At 71.9% G+C, this 19,970-nt stretch carries 22 protein-coding genes and 1 tRNA gene; 9 read left to right on the top strand and 14 right to left on the bottom strand.

What is annotated here, in order from left to right; all coding sequences use genetic code 11:
• Position 1: 1 nt before the first annotated feature.
• Positions 2 to 220, top strand: coding sequence for a chlorophyll a/b-binding protein (locus CYAGR_RS07025; RefSeq protein ID WP_015109106.1), 219 nt, complete (start codon positions 2 to 4; stop codon positions 218 to 220).
• Here CYAGR_RS07025 and CYAGR_RS07020 read toward each other — a convergent pair whose 3' ends face one another.
• The 4 genes from CYAGR_RS07020 to psbX all read right to left on the bottom strand — a co-directional run bounded on the left by CYAGR_RS07020 (position 221) and on the right by psbX (position 2,474).
• Positions 221 to 718: a TolB-like translocation protein gene (locus CYAGR_RS07020; protein ID WP_015109105.1), complete on the bottom strand. Its 498-nt coding sequence runs from the start codon at positions 716 to 718 to the stop codon at positions 221 to 223.
• Complete coding sequence (locus CYAGR_RS07015; RefSeq protein ID WP_015109104.1) at positions 715 to 1,236, bottom strand: TolB family protein; 522 nt, start codon at positions 1,234 to 1,236, stop codon at positions 715 to 717. The genes CYAGR_RS07020 and CYAGR_RS07015 overlap by 4 nt, the downstream gene beginning before the upstream one ends.
• A gap of 55 nt (positions 1,237 to 1,291) precedes the next feature.
• Positions 1,292 to 2,272, bottom strand: a complete 981-nt coding sequence (locus tag CYAGR_RS07010; protein WP_015109103.1) for a Ycf66 family protein — start codon at positions 2,270 to 2,272, stop codon at positions 1,292 to 1,294.
• A 79-nt stretch (positions 2,273 to 2,351) separates the two neighbouring features.
• Positions 2,352 to 2,474: a photosystem II reaction center X protein gene (gene psbX, locus CYAGR_RS07005; RefSeq protein ID WP_015109102.1), complete on the bottom strand. Its 123-nt coding sequence runs from the start codon at positions 2,472 to 2,474 to the stop codon at positions 2,352 to 2,354.
• Between the two features lie 85 nt (positions 2,475 to 2,559).
• Here psbX and CYAGR_RS07000 point away from each other — a divergent pair, with 85 nt between their 5' ends.
• The gene (locus CYAGR_RS07000; RefSeq protein WP_015109101.1) at positions 2,560 to 2,874 is read left to right on the top strand and encodes a YggT family protein; all 315 of its coding nucleotides are present in this window, start codon (positions 2,560 to 2,562) and stop codon (positions 2,872 to 2,874) included.
• Here CYAGR_RS07000 and accC read toward each other — a convergent pair.
• Positions 2,864 to 4,213: an acetyl-CoA carboxylase biotin carboxylase subunit gene (gene accC, locus CYAGR_RS06995; protein WP_015109100.1), complete on the bottom strand. Its 1,350-nt coding sequence runs from the start codon at positions 4,211 to 4,213 to the stop codon at positions 2,864 to 2,866. The genes CYAGR_RS07000 and accC overlap by 11 nt on opposite strands.
• A gap of 160 nt (positions 4,214 to 4,373) precedes the next feature.
• Here accC and CYAGR_RS06990 point away from each other — a divergent pair.
• From CYAGR_RS06990 to msrB, 3 genes are all read left to right on the top strand, one after another.
• Positions 4,374 to 4,455, top strand: a tRNA-Leu gene (locus CYAGR_RS06990).
• Between the two features lie 42 nt (positions 4,456 to 4,497).
• Positions 4,498 to 5,799 carry a glycosyltransferase family protein gene (locus CYAGR_RS06985; RefSeq protein WP_015109099.1) on the top strand — a complete coding sequence of 434 codons (1,302 nt, stop codon included), beginning with the start codon at positions 4,498 to 4,500 and terminating at the stop codon, positions 5,797 to 5,799.
• Between the two features lie 38 nt (positions 5,800 to 5,837).
• A complete protein-coding gene (gene msrB, locus CYAGR_RS06980; protein WP_015109098.1) occupies positions 5,838 to 6,266 on the top strand; it encodes a peptide-methionine (R)-S-oxide reductase MsrB in 429 nt (142 codons plus the stop codon).
• 18 nt (positions 6,267 to 6,284) lie between these two features.
• Here msrB and CYAGR_RS06975 read toward each other — a convergent pair whose 3' ends face one another.
• Positions 6,285 to 7,424 carry a PRC-barrel domain-containing protein gene (locus tag CYAGR_RS06975; protein ID WP_015109097.1) on the bottom strand — a complete coding sequence of 380 codons (1,140 nt, stop codon included), beginning with the start codon at positions 7,422 to 7,424 and terminating at the stop codon, positions 6,285 to 6,287.
• 92 nt (positions 7,425 to 7,516) lie between these two features.
• Positions 7,517 to 11,125 carry a chromosome segregation protein SMC gene (smc, locus tag CYAGR_RS06970; RefSeq protein ID WP_043325534.1) on the bottom strand — a complete coding sequence of 1,203 codons (3,609 nt, stop codon included), beginning with the start codon at positions 11,123 to 11,125 and terminating at the stop codon, positions 7,517 to 7,519.
• A gap of 100 nt (positions 11,126 to 11,225) precedes the next feature.
• On the opposite strand from smc, the gene CYAGR_RS06965 reads away from it, so the two are divergent.
• Together CYAGR_RS06965 and CYAGR_RS06960 are read left to right on the top strand one after the other, a co-directional pair.
• Complete coding sequence (locus CYAGR_RS06965) at positions 11,226 to 11,702, top strand: glycine zipper domain-containing protein (RefSeq protein ID WP_015109095.1); 477 nt, start codon at positions 11,226 to 11,228, stop codon at positions 11,700 to 11,702.
• Positions 11,699 to 12,064, top strand: a complete 366-nt coding sequence (locus tag CYAGR_RS06960; RefSeq protein ID WP_015109094.1) for a phage holin family protein — start codon at positions 11,699 to 11,701, stop codon at positions 12,062 to 12,064. Before CYAGR_RS06965 ends, CYAGR_RS06960 begins: the two co-directional genes overlap by 4 nt.
• 12 nt (positions 12,065 to 12,076) lie before the next feature.
• On the opposite strand, the gene CYAGR_RS06955 is transcribed toward CYAGR_RS06960, so the two are convergent.
• Complete coding sequence (locus CYAGR_RS06955) at positions 12,077 to 14,065, bottom strand: S8 family serine peptidase (RefSeq protein ID WP_015109093.1); 1,989 nt, start codon at positions 14,063 to 14,065, stop codon at positions 12,077 to 12,079.
• 190 nt (positions 14,066 to 14,255) lie between these two features.
• Here CYAGR_RS06955 and CYAGR_RS06950 point away from each other — a divergent pair, with 190 nt between their 5' ends.
• A complete protein-coding gene (locus CYAGR_RS06950; RefSeq protein WP_015109092.1) occupies positions 14,256 to 14,744 on the top strand; it encodes a hypothetical protein in 489 nt (162 codons plus the stop codon).
• A 15-nt stretch (positions 14,745 to 14,759) separates the two neighbouring features.
• Here the strand turns inward: CYAGR_RS06950 and CYAGR_RS06945 are convergent, their stop codons facing one another.
• The 5 genes from CYAGR_RS06945 to CYAGR_RS06925 all read right to left on the bottom strand — a co-directional run bounded on the left by CYAGR_RS06945 (position 14,760) and on the right by CYAGR_RS06925 (position 18,982).
• Positions 14,760 to 16,406 (bottom strand): alpha-amylase, encoded by a 1,647-nt coding sequence (locus CYAGR_RS06945; protein WP_015109091.1) that lies wholly within the window; start codon positions 16,404 to 16,406, stop codon positions 14,760 to 14,762.
• Positions 16,407 to 16,474: 68 nt separating this feature from the next.
• Complete coding sequence (locus CYAGR_RS06940; protein WP_015109090.1) at positions 16,475 to 17,650, bottom strand: THUMP domain-containing class I SAM-dependent RNA methyltransferase; 1,176 nt, start codon at positions 17,648 to 17,650, stop codon at positions 16,475 to 16,477.
• Between the two features lie 644 nt (positions 17,651 to 18,294).
• A complete protein-coding gene (locus tag CYAGR_RS06935; RefSeq protein ID WP_043325532.1) occupies positions 18,295 to 18,507 on the bottom strand; it encodes a hypothetical protein in 213 nt (70 codons plus the stop codon).
• Entirely contained in the window at positions 18,504 to 18,737 is a 234-nt protein-coding gene (locus tag CYAGR_RS06930) for a hypothetical protein (RefSeq protein ID WP_015109089.1), read from the bottom strand. The genes CYAGR_RS06935 and CYAGR_RS06930 overlap by 4 nt, the downstream gene beginning before the upstream one ends.
• Positions 18,738 to 18,754: 17 nt before the next feature.
• Complete coding sequence (locus CYAGR_RS06925; protein ID WP_015109088.1) at positions 18,755 to 18,982, bottom strand: hypothetical protein; 228 nt, start codon at positions 18,980 to 18,982, stop codon at positions 18,755 to 18,757.
• Positions 18,983 to 19,233: 251 nt separating this feature from the next.
• Here CYAGR_RS06925 and CYAGR_RS06920 point away from each other — a divergent pair, with 251 nt between their 5' ends.
• Positions 19,234 to 19,611: a hypothetical protein gene (locus CYAGR_RS06920; RefSeq protein ID WP_015109087.1), complete on the top strand. Its 378-nt coding sequence runs from the start codon at positions 19,234 to 19,236 to the stop codon at positions 19,609 to 19,611.
• Between the two features lie 49 nt (positions 19,612 to 19,660).
• Here the strand turns inward: CYAGR_RS06920 and CYAGR_RS06915 are convergent, their stop codons facing one another.
• The gene (locus tag CYAGR_RS06915) at positions 19,661 to 19,924 is read right to left on the bottom strand and encodes a DUF5666 domain-containing protein (protein ID WP_015109086.1); all 264 of its coding nucleotides are present in this window, start codon (positions 19,922 to 19,924) and stop codon (positions 19,661 to 19,663) included.
• Between the last annotated feature and the right edge of the window lie 46 nt (positions 19,925 to 19,970).

Raw genomic sequence — 19,970 nt, 5'->3', positions numbered from 1 at the left:
GATGAGCGACCCTTCTGTCAACCCATCAGCCGACGCATCTCCGGCCGCCGTCTCCCCGCCCGCCACCAGCGCCACCACCTCCGAGGTGCCCGCCTTCGGCTGGAGCGGCTACGCCGAGCGGGTCAATGGCCGTTTCGCCATGCTCGGCTTCGTCGCCGTGCTCCTGATCGAGGCCCTCAGCCACGACACCTTCCTGCACTGGGCCGGCCTGGTGCCCTGATCAGGGCACGGCGATCAGGTCCACCTGCCACTGGCCCTGGCGGCTCACCTCCACCGCCAGCTCGCGGCCGTCGGCCCGCAGGGCCACACGCCGGGGTACTCCCGCCGGTTGCAGCGGCACCGGCTGCAGGGCCATCAGGTTGCGGCGGTAGAGCACCAGCTCCGTGCGCCCCTCCAGCTGGCGCACCAGGGCCAGCCGCTCACCGCGGCCATCCACCGCCACGCTCAGGGGCTGGGCGTCGGGGCGCTCCAGGCCTGGCAGAGGCACCGGCTGCTGGCGTTGCAGGTCCACCAGCTGCACCCGGTCGCGGCCGCCCTGGCTGACGATCAGGGCCAGCCAGTCGCCCGCCAGGGAGGGGGCCCCGGCGGGGCCGGCGGCCTCGAGCCGCTGGTTGAGCCCCACCAGTGGCTGGGGCAGCGGACCCAGGCAGCCCGCCAGAAGCGGCGGCAGGGCCGCCACCGCCGCCGCCCGCGCCAGCCTGCCGGCACATGCGCTCATGGGGCGTCACCCGGAGCTCCCCGCACGCTCAGGCCGGCGGGCAGGTCAGGCTCCAGCAGGGCGGAGAGGTCGTAGAGCAGCACGCGGGAGCGGCCGTCCCCCTCTGTGGCGATGGCGATGCGCCGCCCGTCGGGCGCCAGGCTGAGGCTGTCGGGCAGCAGGCCGCCCGGTAACGGCAGGCGGTGCAGCCGCCCGGTCGCCCGATCCTCGATGACCACCCGCCGATCCGGGCCCTCCTGAACCAGCAGGGCCAGATAGCGACCGTTCCAGCTCAGGGACGGGGAGCGGTGGGGCTGGAGCCGCTGCAGGTGACGCAGGGGCAGCACCGTGCCGGAGGGCTGCTCCTGCAGCAGCACCGTGTCGCGGCCATCGCGGCGCACCACGCTGGCCAGCACACGGCCGTTGCCGCTCAGGGCCGGATCCTGGCGGTCGGCACCGCCCCATCCCACCGGCCCGGCGCTGCGGCGCCCCCAGCCCCAACTGCCGCAGCCGGAGAGCAGCAGGGCCAGGAGCGCCACAGCCAGCAGGGGCAGGCGGGTGCCAGCAGGGCGACTCAGCCGGCAGGGCGGCGGCTCAGTCGTCGAAACGGGAGCTGTTGTCTCTGGCCGCAGGGGGGCGGGCGGGAGGGTCGGCCGCCGGCGGGCGGGTCTCCGCGGCCGCGCGCCGTGGCCGGCCGCTGGCCATCGGCGAGAAGTCGGCATCACTGACGTCATCGGCGGGGCCGCCCCGCGAGCTGGGGCGAATCGGGGTGCCCATGGGTGTGCCCGGCGGAGCGGCGGCCGCGGAACCGGCAGCGAAGTCCCGGCCCATCGGGGCTGGGCCCCGGCGGGTGGAGCGGGGAACCGTGTCGGCCGCCGCCACCGGACGGGAGCCGCGGCGGGGCTCGGGGGCGCTGTCGCGGTCGCGGCGACGGGCTCCGAAATCACCGGCGGCGGCGCGGCCCTGACCACCGGCGCTGTAGCGGCCGGCGATCCCGTCGGGACGATCGTCGAGGGGAGGGCGCTCGGGGCGGCCGGAGGGGCGCTCGCCCCTGGGGTTGTCCCAGGATTCCGGCTCGTCGCGGCGGCTGGCGGCCCGCTCGGGGATGGCGGCCCGGCTGGGACGGCGCGGCCGGTAGAAGTCGTCCTCGGGCTCTTCCCGAGAGGGGATGCGGCGCCGCAGCGGCTCAGGCTCATCGAACCGGTCGGGCTCGTCGTCCCAGCTGCGGCCACCGCCGAGGCCGCCCCGGGGCCGGAAGGGGGCGGCGGGTTCCTCGTCGTCGAAATAGGAGGAGCGGCGGGCCTGCTCGGTGGTCACCCCCCGCAGGCGCACGCTCTCGTAGGCGAAGAAGACCGTGGTGCCGGCCAGCAGAAACTGGCCGAACTGCAGGATCGGATCCAGGCGCCAGCCCTGGAAGAAGAGGATGCCGCCGCAGAGCAGGCCGATGGCGGCGAAGAACACGTCGTAGTCCCGGGCCAGGGCCGGCTTGAAGCTCCTCATGAAATAGAGGAAGGCTCCACCGACCGCCAGGACGATGCCGACGATGCTGGCCCAGTTGAGGCTGGCGTTGACCACGGCGGTTCACCCGGGCGACGGGACCCACTCTAAGGACCGCGCCCGCCGTGTCATCGGCAGGCGCAGGGGGGCCGTCGGCTCAGAGGCGCCGGTCGACCTGGTCGTTCTGGCTGATCAGCACCAGGGCGATGGAGATGGGGATCACCACGATGACCGCGCCCCAGGCGAGGCTGCTGAGGAAGTTGGCGAGGGATGGGGTCATGGCAGGCGTTCGCTCCGGACAGCTCGGCGGATCCTAGGCAGGGAGGGTGGCTTCCTACGATCAGGCTTCTGACGCTTAGAGCTTTGTGACGGCCCCGGCCCCCCTGTCCCTGCTGCACCTGGCCCTTGGGCTGGTCCTGGCAGGTTGGACCCTGCTGTTCCTGTTCCGCATCGTCCTCACCTGGTACCCCGGCGTGGACCTCTCCAAGGGGGTGATGCGGCTGGTAGGGGCGCCCACTGAGCCCGTTCTGGCTTTTACCCGCCGCCTGATCCACCCCATCGGCGGCGTCGACGTGACGCCGGTGGTGTGGGTGGGGCTGGTCAGCCTGCTGCGGGAGCTGCTGGTGGGTCAGCAGGGGCTGGTCACCCTGGCCCTGCTGCGCAGCCAGCTCACCGGTTGAGCATCTCCTCCTCGACGAACTTGGTCCAGACCTCACCGCGCTGGAACTCCTGGCGATCCAGCAGGGCGAGGTGGAACTCGATGGTGGTGGGGATCCCCGTGACGGCACATTCCGACAGGGCCCGGCGCATGCGTCGGATCGCATGGTCCCGGTCGGTTCCCCAGACGATCAGCTTGCCGATCAGGGAGTCATAGAAGGGCGGAATCTCGTAGCCCGTATAGACGTGGCTGTCGATGCGCACCCCCGGCCCGCCAGGGGGAAGCCAGCCGGTGATCTTGCCCGGGGCCGGCCGGAAGTTGTGGCGCGGATCCTCGGCGTTGATGCGGCACTCGATGGCGTGGCCGGTGATGTGGATCTGGTCCTGGCGGACGGAGATCGGCTCGCCGCCGGCGATGCGCAACTGCTCGGCGATCAGGTCGATGCCCGTCACCATCTCGGTGACGGGATGCTCCACCTGGATGCGGGTGTTCATCTCCATGAAGTAGAAGGCGCCGCTCCTGTCCACCAGGAACTCCACCGTGCCGGCGCCCTCGTAGTCGATGCTGCGGGCCGCCGCCACCGCCGCCTCGCCCATGCGGCGGCGCAGGTCGGGATCGAGGCCCGGGCTGGGGGCCTCCTCCAGGAGCTTCTGGTGGCGGCGCTGGATCGAGCAGTCGCGTTCCCCCAGGTGCACCACGTTGCCGTGGCGGTCGGCCAGCACCTGCACCTCCACGTGCCGGGGCCGGTCAATGAATTTCTCCATGTAGAGGCCCGGGTTGCCGAAGGCGGCCTCCGCCTCCCCCTGGGCGGCCCGGAACAGGGTCTCGAGCTGGCTGGCCTCCGGCACCAGACGCATGCCCCGGCCGCCGCCGCCGGCGGTGGCCTTGATCATCACCGGGTAGCCCATGGCCGCGGCGAGGGTGGCGGCTTCGGCGGGATCCTCCAGCAGCCCCTCGCTGCCGGGGATCGTGGGGACACCCACCCGCTGCATGGTGATCTTGGCCGTCGACTTGTCGCCCATGGCCAGGATCGAGGCCGGCGAGGGGCCCACGAAGATCAGGCCGTGGTCGAGGCACTTCTCGGCGAAGTCGGCGTTTTCCGCCAGGAAGCCGTAGCCCGGGTGGATGGCGTCGGCGCCGCGGGAGGTGGCGGCCGCCAGGATGTTGGGAACGTTGAGGTAGCTGCGGCTGCTGGGGGCTTCCCCCACACAGACGGCCTCATCGGCCAGCTGCACGTGCAGGGCGTTCTTGTCCACGGTGCTGTAGACGGCCACCGTGGCGATGCCGAGCTCCCGGCAGCTGCGCAGGATGCGGAGGGCGATTTCGCCGCGGTTGGCGATCAGCAGTTTGCCGATGGGCATCCGTGCAGGTCCGGCGATGGGGGCAGGCGGGGGGTGCGGCCGTGCCGGGGCGGACTGTATCAGTGCTCACCGGCGCCGCCCCTGCATCAGGGTTGTCGGGGCCGGGGAAGCCTGTGCGTATATTGCTCAGTCGGTGAGGGCCCCGGCCCGCTCCGACCACGCGGATGTGGTGGAATTGGTAGACACGCACGTTTGAGGGGCGTGTGGCTTCGGCCTTGCGAGTTCAAGTCTCGCCATCCGCATTTCTCTTTTCCCGCCCCCGTCCCCCGGACCCAGCGGTTCTCTTGTCCCAGCCCTCGCCGGTCTCCGCTCCAGCCGCCGCGAGCGCGATCGTGCTGGTCAGCAATGGTCCGGGCGAGCTGAGCACCTGGGTGCGCCCGCTGGCCGAGCAGCTCCATCGGCTACAGCCCCTGCGGCCCCGGGACCCCACCGCCCCCTCCAGCCTGCGGCTGGTGTTGGTCCCCTGCCCCAACGCCACCGGTGCGGAGCATCGGGTGGCCCGGGCCTGGGGGCTCTTCGAGCGGGTGCTGCCGGCCTCCCGGTTCTGGTGGCTGTTGCTGCGCCCCCGCCGCCATGGCCCCTGGCCCGAGCGGGGCGTGGTGGTGTTCCTCGGCGGCGACCAGTTCTGGACCGTGCTGCTCTCCGCCCGTCTGGGCTACCGCCACCTCACCTACGCCGAGTGGGTGGCCCGCTGGCCCCGCTGGAACGATCGCATCGCCGTGATGGGCCCCACCGCCGCCGGCCGCCTGGCCCCCCGCTGGCGGCAGCGGGCCACGGTGGTGGGGGACCTGATGGCAGATCTCTCGACCCTGGCCCGCCAGGACGATCCCCTCCCGCCCGGCGACTGGGTGGCCCTGCTGCCCGGCTCGAAGCGGGCCAAGTTGCTGGTGGGGGTGCCCTTCCTGCTCGAGACCGCCGACCGGCTGGCGGCCCTGCGGCCCGGCTGCCGCTTCCTGCTGCCGGTGGCCCCCACCACCTCGGTGCGGGAACTGCTGGCCTACGGCGGGCCCGCCAACCCGCTGAACCGTCTGCGGGGGGCCGGCGAGCCCCAGCTCCGGGGTGACGAGATCGTCACCCCGGCCGGCACCCGCATCCTGCTGCTGGAGCGCCATCCCGCCCATGCCGCCCTGAGTCAGTGCGCCCTGGCGCTCACCACCGTGGGGGCCAACACCGCCGAGCTGGGGGCCCTGGCGGTGCCGATGATCGTGCTGGTGCCCACCCAGCACCTGGCGGTGATGCAGGCCTGGGACGGCTGGATGGGGCTGGTGGCCCGGCTGCCCCTGCTGCGGCGTCTGGTGGGGGTGGCGCTCACCGCCTATCGGATGCGCCACCGCGGCTTCCTGGCCTGGCCCAACATCTCCGCCGGCCGCGCCGTGGTGCCCGAGCGGGTGGGGCCGATCGAACCGGCCCAGATCGCCGCCGAGGCCGCCGACTGGCTGGAGCACCCGGAGCGCCTCGCGGCCATGGCCGACGACCTGCGCAGCCTGCGGGGGGCGCCAGGCGCCGTGGCGGCGGTGGCGGCCATGGTGCGGGGCCTGCTGCCACCGCCGCCGGAGCCCTCCGGGGTGCCGGTGCGATCTGGATAGGATCCACTTCACAGTGGCCCCGGATGGGGTAAGTCACCATGCAGCCGAGCGATTCCACCACCTCAGCCACCACCCCAGCCAGCACCGTCCCTGCAGATGCCGACTGGCGCTCGAAGCTCACCCCCGAGCAGTACCGGGTGGCCCGTGAGGGGGGCACCGAGCGTGCCTTCACCGGCGCCTACTGGAACAACAAGGCCACCGGGATGTACCACTGCGTCTGCTGCGGCAGCCCCCTGTTCAGCTCCGCCAGCAAGTTCGATTCCGGCACCGGCTGGCCCAGCTTCTGGCAGGGGGTGAGCGACGGAGCGATCACCACCCACACCGACCGCACCCACGGCATGGAGCGCACCGAGATCCGCTGTGCGACCTGCGACGCCCACCTCGGCCACGTCTTCAACGACGGGCCCAACCCCACCGGACTGCGCTACTGCGTCAATTCGGCCTCGCTGCAGTTCGCTGAGGGCTGAGCCGGGGCGGCTCCCCTCTCACCAGGGGTCGTCGAGGATCTCGGGCTCCACATCCACCGGCTCTTTCGAGCGGGGGGCCTCGGCTGGGGGGGCATAGGGATCGCGCTGGGGCTCCCTGGCCCGGGGTGGCTCTTCCAGATCCCGCTCCCGTTCGTAACGGCGCTCGGGCCGATAGCGCTCCTCGGGGTAGCGGTCATCGGCGTAGCGGTCTTCCCTGTAGCGCCCCTGATCGGAGCGCCCTTCGGGGTAGCGCTCGGCCGGGCCCCGCTCCTCGTCACGTTCCGGCGCCCGGCGCTCGCCCTCGCGGCCGTAGGCCTCGGCCGGCCGGGCTTCGGGCCGCTGGCGCGGTTCCGGCAGGTCGTCGTCGAGGTAGCGGCGCTGGCGCAGGGGCTCCCGCTCGCGCCGTTCCTCCAGTTCCACGTACTCCAGCTCCTCGGCGGGCTGGAAGCTGCGGCTGGCGGCCGGCTGGATACGGCGCTGCTCCTGGACCGTGGGCTGGCCCGCGGGCAACTGGTTCTCGGCGGGAACGGCCCCGGTGCGAAACCGGTCCCGCTCCTCCTGCTCCCAGCTGGCGCCGCCGATGCCGAGCTTTTCCAGCAGGCCCGTGCCGAGCTGTTTGAGCTTCTCCTCGGCTCCCTCGTAGACGATGATCCGGTCCGGGCCGCTGCTGACCACCTCCCCCACCGGCATCTCCCAGGTGCTGAGCACCCCTTCCCCCAGCAGGGGCACGCCGAGGGCACCGATCACCAGAGTGGTGAGTTCGCCGGTCTCGATGTCGAAGCTGAAGCCGAGCACGCGGCCCAGTTGTTCGCCGGATTCGGTGATCACCTGGCAGTTGATGACCTTGCTGTAGCGCTCGGGGTTGAAGCCCTCGGCCAGGGAGTCGGCCGAATCCACCAGGATCACGTCACCCACCTGGCGGATGCGATCGAGCGGCATCCAGCGGGGCAGGCCCGGCAGGAAACGGGTGAGGGGGTTGTCCCGCAGGCCGAGGGCGATCACTTCGCGCCGGTCGATGTCGACCACCACCTCACCGACGACACCCAGGCGCCGGCCGGTGTCCCGGGTGATGACCTGGGTGCCCATCAGTTCGGAGCGCAGCCAGAGGCGGTCGCTGGGGGCAGCGGGCTCAGTGGAGGGGGGAATCGGGGAGGTCAAATCCGGAGATCGGGGCTGGACGGCAGGGGGAACGGGAGCGACTTCACGGCCTGGAACAGCCTGGTCGGCCCATTGTGGCCCACGCGGTCGGCTCAGGCCGCCGGCGGCAAACCGACCACCTGGGTATGGGAGCCGCGGGCCTGGGTGACGCCGATGGTGCGGGTGGCCGCGGCGATCATCGGCCGGCGGTGACTCACCACCATGAACTGGGCCTGGTGGGCCTGGGCGGCGATCAGGGCCGCCAACCGTTCCACGTTCACCCCGTCCAGGAAGCTGTCGACTTCGTCGAGGGCATAGAAGGGCGAGGGACGGAAGCGCTGCAGGGCGAACAGGAAGCTGAGGGCGGTCAGGGATTTCTCACCGCCCGACATCGAGGCCAGGCGCCGCACCGCCTTGCCCTTGGGGTGGGCCACCAGCGTCAGGCCGCCCTCGAGGGGCTGCTCCGGGTTCTCCAGCTGCAGGTGGCCTTCGCCGTCGGAGAGGCCGGCGAAGATCGTCTGGAAATGGCCGTCGACGGCCCGGAAGGCCTCCATGAAGGCCTCCTGGCGCAGGGTGGCCACGGTCTCGATCCGCAGCAGCAGTTCCTCCCGCTCCTTGCTGAGCACCTCCAGCCGGTCGTCCAGGTCGGCCAGCCGCTGCTCCAGCTGCTCCAGCTCCTCGAGGGCGAGCATGTTGACCGGCTCCAGGGCCTCCATGCGCTGCTGCAGGCTGCGCAGGCTCTGCTGCAGCGCCTCCAGGCCGGCCTCGCGCACCTCTTCGCCCAGTTCCGGGCGGGGGTCGGGCAGCTCCCGTTCCATCTGGGCCAGCCGCAGGCCGTGGCTGCGCTGCTCCTCGGCCAGGGCCAGCCGCTCCTCCTGGCGCCGCTGCAGTTCCCACTGGCGCTGCTGCAGGGCCTGGCGCCGGCCGGCCAGGTGGGCTTCGGCCCCGTCACGGGCGCGGCGCCGTTCTCCGAAGCGGGTCTGCAGCTCGCTCTGCTGGCGCTCCAGCAGGGTGCGGCGCTCCTGCTCCGCCTGCTGGCGTTCCTTCCAGAGCTGGCGCTCGGCCACCAGGGCCTGCACCGCCTCCACCAGCCGCCGTTCCTCCCCGGCGAGGGCCTCCAGCTGGCTGCCCAGCCGCTCCGCCCCCAGGGCCCGGTCGCGCCGTTCGGCCTCCAGTTCGTCCCGCTGGCGCCGGGCCTCCACCAGGGCGAGGTCGGCCCGCTCCAGCTCGCCCTGGAGGCCCTGCCAGCGGGCGCTGTCGTCGTTGCCGCTGGCGACGCGCTCGGCCTCCTCCAGCTCCGTCAGGGCCTGGCGCAGGGGGGGCAGGGTCTGCTCGAGCACCTCCATCCGGCCGTGGTCGGCCCGGTGGGCCTCCTGCAGCTGCCGCCGCCGGCCGGCCACCTGGTCGCGGCGCTGCTGCCGCGGGGCCAGGGTGCGCTCGGCGGCGCTGCGCTCCGCTTGGAGGGCGGCCTGGCGCTGCTGGAGCTCCAGCAGGGCCGGGCGGGCCTCCTCCAGGCTGCGGCCCAGCTCGGCTTCGCGGCGGCGGCAGGCCAGCAGGCTCTCCCCCAGCTCCAGCAGCCGCTGCCGCACCGGCTCGGCCTCATCACCGTCGCCGCTGCGGCCGAAGCCAAGCTGGCCCGAGCGTTGCTGCAGGCTGCCGCCGGTCATGGCGCCGCTCTTCTCCAGCAGTTCCCCTTCGAGCGTCACGGCCCGGCAGCGGCCCATTTCCCGGCGGGCGTCGGCGAGGGTGGCGAACACCAGCGTGTCGCCGAAGACGTAGCGGAACACGTCGGCGTAGACGGGCTCGTGGCGGATCAGATCCACCGCCCGCCCCACCAGCCCGCCAGCCCCGCCACCGCCGCCGGCGGTTCCCCGTTGCAGGGCCGCCCCCCCCGAGCCACCACTGCCGCCCCGGATGCGGTTCAGGGGCAGGAAGGTGAGGCGGCCGGCACGGCGGCTCTTGAGCAGCTCGATCGCCCGGGCGGCGATGCGGTCGTCCTCCACCACCACCTGGGCCAGGCGTCCCCCGGCCGCCACCTCCAGGGCCACCCGCAGCCGCTCCTCCACCTCGCCCAGCTGGGCGACCGAGCCGTGGATCCCCTCCAGCCCCGCCTCCAGCAGCAGGCGCAGGGCGCCGGTGCCGCGGCTCTCCTGCAGGGTCTCGCGGCGGCTGTCGAGGCGAGCGATCTCCCGCTCCAGGCTGGTCTGTTCCTGCTCCAGCCGCACGCGGGTGCGCTGCTGCAGCGCCACGGCCTCGGCCAGCTCCCGGGCCCGCTCCTGGCGTTCCTCCAGGGCGGCCCGCAGGCTGCGCTCCTGCTCGGTCAGGGCGGCCAGGGCGGCGGCGGCCTCCGCATGGGCCGCGTCCTCCTGGAGCGCCTCACCGCCGAGCTCTTCGAGCCGCTCGCCCGCCTGCCGCAGCCGTTCCTCCAGCTGCTGGCGTTCGGCCAGCAGGGGGGCGAGCCGTTCCTGCAGCTCCTGGCGCCGACGGCTGCGCTCCCGCTGCTCCTCCAGCCAGCTGCCGGAGCGTCCGGCCACCTCCCCGAGGCGGCGCCGGGAGAGCTCCACCGCCGCTTCGGCGTCACGGCAGAGGGCCTCGGCGCGGTCGATGGCGCCGTCGTCGGCCCGCTCGCCGAGGGCCTGCTGCTGCCGGCGCAGCTCCGCCTGGTTCTGCTGCAGCTGCTGGCGGCGGCGCTGCAGCTCCTCGGCCTGCTGGCCGTGTTGCTCCGCCTGGCGGGCCAGCTCACGGCCGCTGCTCTCGAGGCCGGCCAGTTCGGCCTGCACCGCCAGCAGCTGGTCCTCGCCCAGGGTCTTCACCTCCGCCTGCAGCTGCTCGAGGGCGGCGGCGGCGGCGACCACCTCGGCCTCGCCGGCGGCGATCGCCTGCCGCTCCTGCTCCTGCAAGTGGTCGAGACGCTCGAGGCGGCCGGCGAGGGCCAGGCCGTGGGCGCGGGCCTCCTCCCAGGCCAGCACCTGCTCCTGCAGGCGCCCCTGGTGCAGGCGCTCCCGCAGCTCCTGGTAGGTGCGGGCCTTGGCGCAGTCGCGTTCGAGCTTCTGGCGAGCGGCCAGCAGTTCCTGCTCGACGATGCGACAGCGCTCCTGCCGTTCGACCACCTCATCGAGCTTGGCCCGGCTCTGCTCGATGCGGGAGTCGAACAGGGCGACGCCAGCCAGCTCATCGATGATGCCGCGCCGGTCGCGGGCGCTCATTGAGACGATGCGGGTGACGTCGCCCTGCATGACGACGTTGCTGCCCTCCGGGTCGACCCGCAGGCGCCGCAGCTGGGTCTGCAGCTGCTGCAGGTTGCAGGGCACCCCATCGGCACTGAAGCTGCTGCTGTAGGTGCCGCCGGGGGCCACCCGCAGCCGCCGGGTGACGCTCCATTGCCGCTGGCCCCGCTGCAGCCAGGGGCCCTGCTCGGGGACGTCCAGTCCCTCCTCGGCCGCATCCGGCTGCCAGTCGCCCAGGTCGAAGCGGACGGTGACGCTGGTTTCGGCGGCCTTCCCCTCCCGCAGCACGGCGCTGTTGATCAGATCAGGCAGCCGCTCGGCCCGCATGCCGCGGCTGGTGGCCAGGCCGAGGCAGAAGAGCACCGCATCGAGGATGTTGCTCTTGCCGGAACCGTTCGGGCCCGTCACCACCGTGAAACCCTCTTCCAGCGGGATGGTCATCGACCCGCCGAAGGACTTGAAATGTGTGAGCTCGACCTGATTGATGTGAACCAATTGGCTCATGCATCAGGCTGCTGCAGCTTAGCCGAGGTGCTGACGAACTCAAGTCACCCTCTCTACGGTGAAGCCACATCGGCCTCACAACAGATTCCCCATGGAAACGGACACCACCCATCCCGCCCCGGACCCTGCCCAGATCGCGGCTCCGGAGCCAACAGGGTCAGGTGACGCCCAGCGCCTGCAGAGGCAGTTCCGGGACCGCTTCGAGACCCTGCTGCCCAGCATTCAGAAGGAGTGGCCCGAAGTGGCCCGCCACACCCTGGAGGCCACCCGGGGCAGTTTTGATCACGTGGTGGAGGTGATCAGCCACCAGAGCGGCGTCACCGCCACCGGCGTCAAGCAGCAACTGCTGGATCTGGTCAACGTCACCGGTGAACAGGCGGGGCACGTGGTCGATGCGTTGCGCCCCCTGGAGGATCAGCTCGAGCACCTGCTCGACGACCTCAACACCACCCTGCGGCCCCGGATCGAGAAGCCGGTGCGGGAACGCCCCCTGATGGCCCTCGGCATCGCCGCCGGCGTGGGGCTGGTGGTGGGGCTGCTGCTGTCCTCGGGTCGGCGGTCGGCATGAGCGGCCAGAACTTCGCCCGCGTCACGGCGCTGCTCAGCTCGGTGATGGACCTGCACGTCCGCATCGCCCTGCAGGAGGCCGACAAGGAGAAGCGTCGCCTCGTGGGCGGTGGGGTGATGCTGGGCATGGGCCTCACCCTGATGACCCTGGCGCTGGTGGCGGCCGAGCTGGTGCTGCTGCTCTGGATCCGGGAGGTTTTTGCCTTGAGCTGGCTGCAGGCCGCGGCGGCCGTGGCGGCCGTTGATGTGGTTCTTGCCGGCATCAGCCTGCGCATCGGCGGCCAGATGCTCAAGGGCCCCTACCTGCCGCAGACCACCGCCGGGCTGATGCGCACCACCCGGGCCATCACCGGCAAGTCCTGAGGCCCTGCGGGCTCAGAAACTGAGCTCCAGCCGCAGGCTTCGCAGGGTGCCCCTGTCGGACCGGGCGGTGTCGGACACCTCCAGGGTCCAGGTGCCGCTGGGATCCTTGCCCTTCAAGGACGCCAGGGCGGGAGCGTTGACCGCGTCGTAGGTGACCTTGAGGTTGTCGGTGCCGCCGCCGGAGCGGTCGTGCAGCAGCACGGGGGCGGCCCCAAGGGTGGCGGGCGGCAGCAGCCGCACCACCAGATCGCCGATGTAGGTGTGGTCGAGATCCACTGCCACCCGGATCGACTGCAGCGGGCCCGGGGCGGCCACCGGCAGGGTGAGGGTGGCGGTCTGGAAGTCGTTGATGGGCACGTCCTGGACCGCCTGGAATACCAGGGCCGCCGCCGGCTGGGGCGGGCGGGCCAGCTCCACCGCCCGGCGGGCGCTGACCCGCCCGTAGCCGTAGAAAGGGCTGCGGCCACTGGCGTCGTAGTTGCCGCCGGCGGTGTCGATCCGCACGCAGGTCTGTCGCAGGATCTCCCGCACCTGGTCCCAGCGCAGGGACGGATTGCGGGCCAGCACCAGGGCCGCCACCCCGGCCACGCCGGGGCAGGCGCTGGAGGTGCCGCCGAAGGAATTGGTGTAGTGGCCCGCCGGGTCGCCCTTCTGGGGGCTGCCCTGGTTGTAGCCCGCCACCCCAGAGCGGTCGGTGGTCCAGATGCCGGGGGTCAGGGAGGGGCGGCCGTCACTGCTGGGGAAGCTGCACCAGACGGCCCGGCCGAAGTCGCTGTAGGCGCTGCGTCTGGACTGGTCGTTGCAGGCCGCCACGGCGATCACCTTGCCGTAGCTGGCATAGCCGTCGTTGTCGACGCTCTCGTTGCCGTTGCCGGCCGCGAACAGGACCACGCAGCCCTTGCCGCCGCGGCCCTGGGTGGTGGCGAAGTCGATCGCCAGGCGGGTGGAATCCGGCAGGGGCACCACCTGGCGGTGAGCCGGGTCGTTCGGGTCCCACCAGGCCCCGTCCGGCGGGCCCCAGCTGCAGGAGATCACATCGGCGCCGTTGCGGGCCGCCCAGACGAAGGCGTCGGCCTCCGCCTGGGAGCCCAGGCCGGAGGCCAGCCGGATCGGGATCAGCCGGGCGCCGGGGGCGACCCCGCTGGCGCCGAACTGGCCGTTGGCGCAGGCCACCCCGGCGCAGGCCGTGCCGTGGTCGTCGCCGCGGCCGGGGCGGGGGTCGCCGCTCTGGCGGGTCACATCCCTCGGGGCGACGACCTTGCCGGAGGAGCGGAATTCCTCGTGGTCAAGGTCGAAGCCGTCGTCCACCACCGCGATGATCGCCCCGGTGCCGTCGCTGAGGGCCCAGGCCGCCTCCACCTCGGCATGGGCATCGACGAGCCGGCCGTTGACGGCGGTGGCCTTGAGATGCCACTCGGGCGGGAAGGCCTGGCGGCGCTGGCGGCTGGGGCTCACCAGCTCCGGATGGCACAGGGCGACGCTCTCCTCGCCCAGCAGGGTCTCGGTGACCTGGAACACCGCCAGCCCGCTGTTCTCGGGAGCGGCCACGAAGTAGGCGTTGCGGGCATAGCTGAGGCCACGCTTGATGGCGAGGCCGAGGCGTTGCAGCACGCCCTCGCAGGCCTCGGGCTCGGCGTCGTCGTCGAACTTGACGAACAGATTCTCCGTGTAGACCACGGGCCTGCCGTTGGCATCCACCAGAACGCGGCCGGCGAAGTCGATGCCGGGCTCCGCCTTGAGCAGGGTGCGGGCGGCATCGCGCAGGGCCCCATCGGCCTGGGGGGCCCGGGTGCCCAGCAGCTCGACCCCCGCTTCGCGGAAGCGCGTCAGGCTCTCGAACTGGGCCAGGATCCGGTGCGCCTCGGCGCTGACCGTCGCCACTTCGAAGGGCCGCTGCGGCATCACCGCCTGGCGATTGAGGGTGCGCACCACGAGGTGATTGTCGCTGACATCGAGGGCGTAGGGGGCCGCATCTTTGCCGCCGTAGCGAACCTGAACCATCGCGGTGTCATCGCTGCGGCGCTCACTCTCCGCGCATCAGCTGGCGAATTCAAGCCAGCGGAACAGGACGTGATCTGCCGTCACAGGCCTGGGGAATCTTCACCCTTCTTCAGAGCTGAGACCCGATGGCGCCGATGGGCGGCTGGCTAGCGTCCACCTGTCGCGGAGTGGGAGTCAGGCCATCACGACCATGGGCCCTGCGACGTCCTTCGACGCTTTCCCCCGGCGGATCCTGGTCGGCGCGGAGCAGCCGGTGGTCTTCGAGCAGAAACCGGGCTGGTATGCCCTCCACGGGGAGCCCCTGCCCACGGCCGAAGGGCTGCTGAAGTTTGAGCCGGAAGCCATCGCCGTGCTGCCCGGAGCCCCCGCCGCCCCCCTGGCCGCCGGTCAGTCGCTCAGCCCCGTCTATGCCCAGCCCGGTAGCGAGGCCCTGGCCGTGCCCACCGGCCAGCTCTTCATCCGCTTCCGGCCGGGGGAGTCGGCGCTGGCCCACCGGGCCGCCCTGGAGCAGGCGGGCTGCCGCATCGCCGCCGTGCCCGACCATGCCCCCGAGGCCGCCTGGCTGGGGTCCCGCCGTGGCGGACTGGCCGAGGCCCTGGGGTGTGTGGCGCGGCTGCGGGAGCTGGAGGGGGTCGCGAGCGTCGAGCCCCAATTGTTGATGGGGCGGGTGCTGCGGTAACGGCCCGCCCAGGCGTCAGAGGGTTACTCCCATCGCCGTCAGGGCGTCCGCCTCCACCCACACCGACACCGAGCCCCCCGGGCAGTGCCATTCGGCCCAGCCGTCGCCGTTGGTGGTGATCGGCGTCTGGATATGCCCGGTCAGGTCGCGGAAGGTGGTGTGGCGCTTGCCCACCTCCATCCACTTGTGGCCGGCGGGCCCGTCGCTCATCAGCACCGCCATGGCCCCAGGGTGGCCGGAGGTGCCCAGGCGTGTCCAGCCGATGGTGTTGACGTGGTCGAGGTAGTCGTACTGCGGCCCGTAGGCACAGTGGCCGCGGGCCAGCAGGAAGCGGTCGATCAGGAAGCGGTGGCTGGGCAGCACGATCCGGTACTCCTGGCCGTCTTTCCTGTCGGTGTAGTCGGCGCCGTAGTAATCGGCATGGAAGATGCAGGGATAGCCCTGGTCGCGCAGCAGGATCACGGCGTAGGCCAGGGGTTTGAACCAGGCCTCCACCACCGACTCCAGCGATTGCAGCGGCTGGGTGTCGTGGTTCTCCACCAGAGTCACGGCCAGCAGGGGCAGCTGCTGCATCAAGGTGCCATCGAGCAGGCGCCGCATGTCGTAGTTGCCGCCGCTGCGGCTGGCCTGGTGAAAATTCATGTGCAGCGGCGCATCGAACAGGCTCATGTGGCCGCCGGTGTTGGCTGCGTACCAGTGCAGGCTTTCGATGTTGTAGGTCCAGTACTCGCCCACCACGAACAGATCGCGCTGGGCGTGCTCCTCCAGGCTGCTGATCCAGTCGAGGAAGAAGTCACTGGCGATGTGCTTGATCGCGTCGAGCCGGAATCCGTCCGCGCCCACGTGGTCGAGGGTCCAGAGGCCCCAGTGCTTGAGCTCGCCGCGCACCTCGGGGTGGTTCACGTTGAGGTCGCTGCCCATCAGATAGTCGTAGTTGCCCTTCTCCAGATCGACGTTGCCCTCGAATCCGGCCCCCTGGGTGCGCCAGATGGCCTTGAAATCGGGATCCAGGCTGTTGTGGTCGACGGCGTCGAAGTGATACCAGTGCCACTGCATGGATGAGTAATGGTTGCCGCGGCCATCGAAACGGAAGCGGGTCCAGGCGCTGATCGTGCGTTCCTCCCCCAGGGGCCGGTTGCGGTCCGCCGGGTCGTAGGGCGTGGCCCGGTACTGCTCCTGCTCGTCGGCGTTGAGCTTGTGGTTGAACACCACATCGGCGTACACCTGGATCCCCACCCCGCGGCAGGCCTGGATGGCCTCCAGATACTCCTGTTTGGTGCCGTACTTGGTGCGCACCGTGCCCTTCTGGTCGAATTCGCCCAGGTCGAACAGGTCGTAGGTGCCATAGCCCACGTCCCACACGCTGCCGCCCTTGCCCGCCGGCGGCAGCCACAGGGCGGTGATGCCGGCCCGGGCCAGGGCCGGTGCCTCCTGGCGCAGCCGCCGCCAGTGGCCGCCATCGCCATCGCTGTACCAGTGGAACCACTGCATCAACGTGCCGTTGAATTCCGTCGGTGCCGCCAGCTTGCGGGCGCTGATCTCGGCTTCGTGGCTGGCCAGCCACTCCTGCAGCAGGGTCACCGTCGCCGTACCGGTGTCGAGGGCCGGATCCTTCTCGACAGCGAGAACCTCCTGCTTGAGCGCTTCAAAAAGTGAGGCCATGGGGGCTGGCGGCGGCGGAGGCAGGACCCACCGCTAGCAGCGCTGGCCCGGAGTCGCTGCAGTCGGCCTCAGCGGATGTCGTAGCGGAGCCAGCGGCAGTCGATGCCGCCATTGCTCACCGGCACCCGGCGGCTGGCCTTCATGCGCAGGGCGCCAGTGAGCGCGGGGTTGCCGCTCAGCAGCCACAGGGTCCAGCCGCCGCAGCGCTCCTTCACCATCCGACCCAGATCGCCGTAGAGCGCCTCCAGGTCGTCGTCCGCTCCGAGCCGCTCGCCGTAGGGCGGGTTGCACACCAGCACCCCGGGTGTCTGGGGGGGATGGAAATCGCGGCAGTCCCCCTGCTGCAGCTCGACCCAGTCGGCCACACCGGCCGCCGCCGCGTTGCTGCGGGCCATGGCCAGCACGGCCGGATCCCGCTCCATGCCCACGACGGCCGCCAGGGGCGCCCCATCGGGGAGGCCGGTGCGGGCCAGCTCCAGGGCGGCCTGCCGCTCCCGCTGCCAGAGGGCGGCATCAAAATCGGGCCAGCGCTCCAGGCTGAAGGCGCGCTCCAGGCCCGGGGCACGGCCGAGGGCGCGGCAGGCGGCCTCGATCAGCAGCGTGCCGGAACCGCAGAAGGGATCGGCCAGGGGCACCGTGCCGTCCCAGCCGGTGTGGGCGATCAGACCGGCGGCCAGGTTCTCCTTGAGGGGGGCCAGGCCCATGGCGGCCCGGTAGCCGCGCCGGTGCAGGCTGGCGCCGCCGCCATCGAGGCTCAGCACCGCCTCGGGGCCGCTGCCACCGGGCCGCCCGGGGCTGAGGTGCAGGTGCAGCACCAGGTCGGGGTCGTCCAGGTCCACCGAGGAGCGCGACCCCCACACCTGGCGCTGCCGGTCGACCAGGGCGTTCTTGACCTGCAGGGCGCTGTAGTGGCTGTGGTTGAGGCCCGGCACACTGCCGCTGGCCTCCACCCGGAAGCTCAGCTGGGGCGGCAGCCAGCGCTCCCAGTCGGCGGCCCGCTGCACGCCGTCGTAGAGCTCCTCGCGGCCGCGGCAGGGGAAGCGGGCCAGCTGGCGCAGGAAGCGGAACGGCAGCCGGGCCTGAAGATGCAGGCGGTAGAAGGTGGCCGCATCGGCCCGCAGGCCCACGGCGCGACGCAGGGGGCGCACCTCGGCGGCCCCGAGGGCGGACGCCTCCGCAGCCGCTGGCTCCTCCAGCCCCGGGGGCACCACGGCAATGACGTCGAAGCGGGAGGGGCTGGCCATCGACCCATGCTGCTGGCTGGCGGTCCCCCTGTACGGGGATGCCCACCGCCGGCGGCCGCCGCTGCGCCGACAGGGAGGTGGCAGGATGAACAGGCTCGTCTTCGGACGAACTAGGTGGTCCACACCAGTGTCTCGGACAGCGGTTCGATTCCGCTCAGCTCCATTCCCCCGACCCACCGCCCCGCAGGCGGTGCGTCATCCCGGGGCTGCAATGGTTTCGACGGGGCATGAGGAGGGTGACTGAAGCCTGCTCGGTCAGAGCGAACCCGTAACAGCGAACAACATCGTTCGTTTCTCCCGTCAAGCCGCCCCCGTGGCTGCCTGACACTCTTAACGGAGACGGGGTGAGGTCAGCCTTGTCACCCAAATGACCCATGGGGCCTGGAAGGGCCCTTCCCATCATCAGGAGTCGCACCCTGGCGGTTCAGTGCTCTGCTGCTCTGCGCGAGGGCCGGTGGCTCGCTCCACGATCAGGCGGGGGAACCTTCGAACAGCAGCCACAGGCCGCTCACGAAGGTGCCGAACACCTCCTTGACGCCGAAGCCGAGGCCCACCGACATCCCCCGGCGATGGCCAGCAGGGCGGCCCTGAGGCGACCAGCAGCAGGTAGAGCACCACCACCCGCCGCGTCACGTCGCCCACATTCACGTTCGCGCCCATCCAGCGGCCCAGGGGGATCGGGGCCAGCGCCGCGGTGGCACAGAGTTCGAGCACCCCTGATCGGCCGTTTGGCCCGAAACGGTGGCCCACCAGTCGACCCCGTGCCCGGCCAGGGCCACCAGGGCGAGCTGGAGCAGGACCTGGGGCCGGCCCCGCATCGGCAGCCAGCCGACCATCTGGCCGAGCAGGTCGTTCATGGCCTGGGATCCAGGGCCTGGACCACGGCCCCGGTGGCTTCCGTCGCCGTGATTTCGTCGATGGCCACCGCCGTCACCAGGCGCGTGAGCTCACGGTCGCGGGGATCGCCGGCGGGCAGCAGCCGGGCGATGGCGTCGCTGGCGTCGGCCTGCCGCACCGACCGCTGCATCGCCTTGAGCACGGGGGTGTGCAGCGCCGAGGGCGGCACGAAACGATTGGTGGGCAGCATGTCCTGGTTCTCGGTGGTCAGGATGCTCTGGATCCAGGGGTGCCGCGCAGCCGGCTGAGGCTGCCGCTGTTGAAGGGGATCCAGTCCAGGCGCCGCTCCACCAGACCCTGCACCAGCGCCTCCTGGTCGGGCTCGATGAAGACCTTCGGGTTGAGGTTGGCGGCCGAGAGCCAGGCCAGCCCCACCCGCACCCCCCCGCGGGCCAGCCGGCGACGCACCTCCTCCTGCAGGATCGGCTTGGTCAATGGCTGGTCGCCTTCGACGCTGATGCCGAGACAGGCCGTTCTCCTCAGCTCCTCCGGAGCGGGGCCGCAGCCCGACCGAAGGCTTCACGGCAGCCTCAGCAACAGGAGCCGGCTGGCGCCGATCAGCTGTGCCGGTCACGGACCCGGGGCCCAGAGGATGGCTCTAGGAGCCGCCCTCCACCCCACCCGTGCTTTCGCGGGGGTGGGGCGACGACCTTGCTAGGACGAGGGTCTCCTGTGCATGGCCGGCGATGAAACGCTCCCAGCTCCCCATCGTTCCGGCCCTTGTAGCGGTGGCCATTGCCCTGGCCCTCCCCGGCATCAGTCAGGCTCGGCCCAACCCAGGCGGGCTCGGCGGGCCGGCTTCCGGCGCGGGGGTGGCCCCCGGTGCCGGCTTCGGAGCGGCCGGTGCCGGCCTGGATCGGGAACCGGGTGTGGGAGCCGGGGGTGTGGGCGGGCCGGCCTCCGGCGCCGGGGTGTTGCCGGGGGCCGGATTCGGTGAGGCCGGTGCGGGCCTGGAGCGGGGGCCGGCGGGCAATCCCGGTGGTCTCGGCGGCCCCGCTTCCGGGGCAGGGGTTCGCCCCGGGCTCGGCTACGGGGCGCCGGGCGCCGGGATGTACCGGCGCTGAGATCCTTCCTGCGCCGCGTGGGACGTGTCCGACGTCCCGCCCCATCCCCTCAGTCGTCCAGTTCCCCTTCCCTGGCGAAACGCCGGTCGCCCCGCTGGGAGTGGTCCTCTTTCACCTTCATCCCCGGCTTGAGATCGGCGAATGTCTCCAGGCCGTCGTCGTAGTGCGTGGAGGCATTGGTGAGCAGCGTCTGCCCCCCGACGACAAAGGAGCGTCTGGAGGCATCGATCGACTGGATCTTGCCTTCCAGGGGAACCTCTGGAATCGGCCAGCGCGGGAGTGAGGGAACAGGTGCATGGCGGCTTGGCGTCAAGCGACGGGAAGCACCGGTTCGTATGGATCTCTCCGCTGCGGCCGCC

The sequence above is a fragment of the Cyanobium gracile PCC 6307 genome (assembly GCF_000316515.1).
Taxonomy (GTDB): Bacteria; Cyanobacteriota; Cyanobacteriia; order PCC-6307; family Cyanobiaceae; genus Cyanobium; species Cyanobium gracile.
The sequence above is the reverse complement of the archived record's forward strand: the minus strand, read 5'-3'. Positions and strand labels throughout refer to the sequence as shown.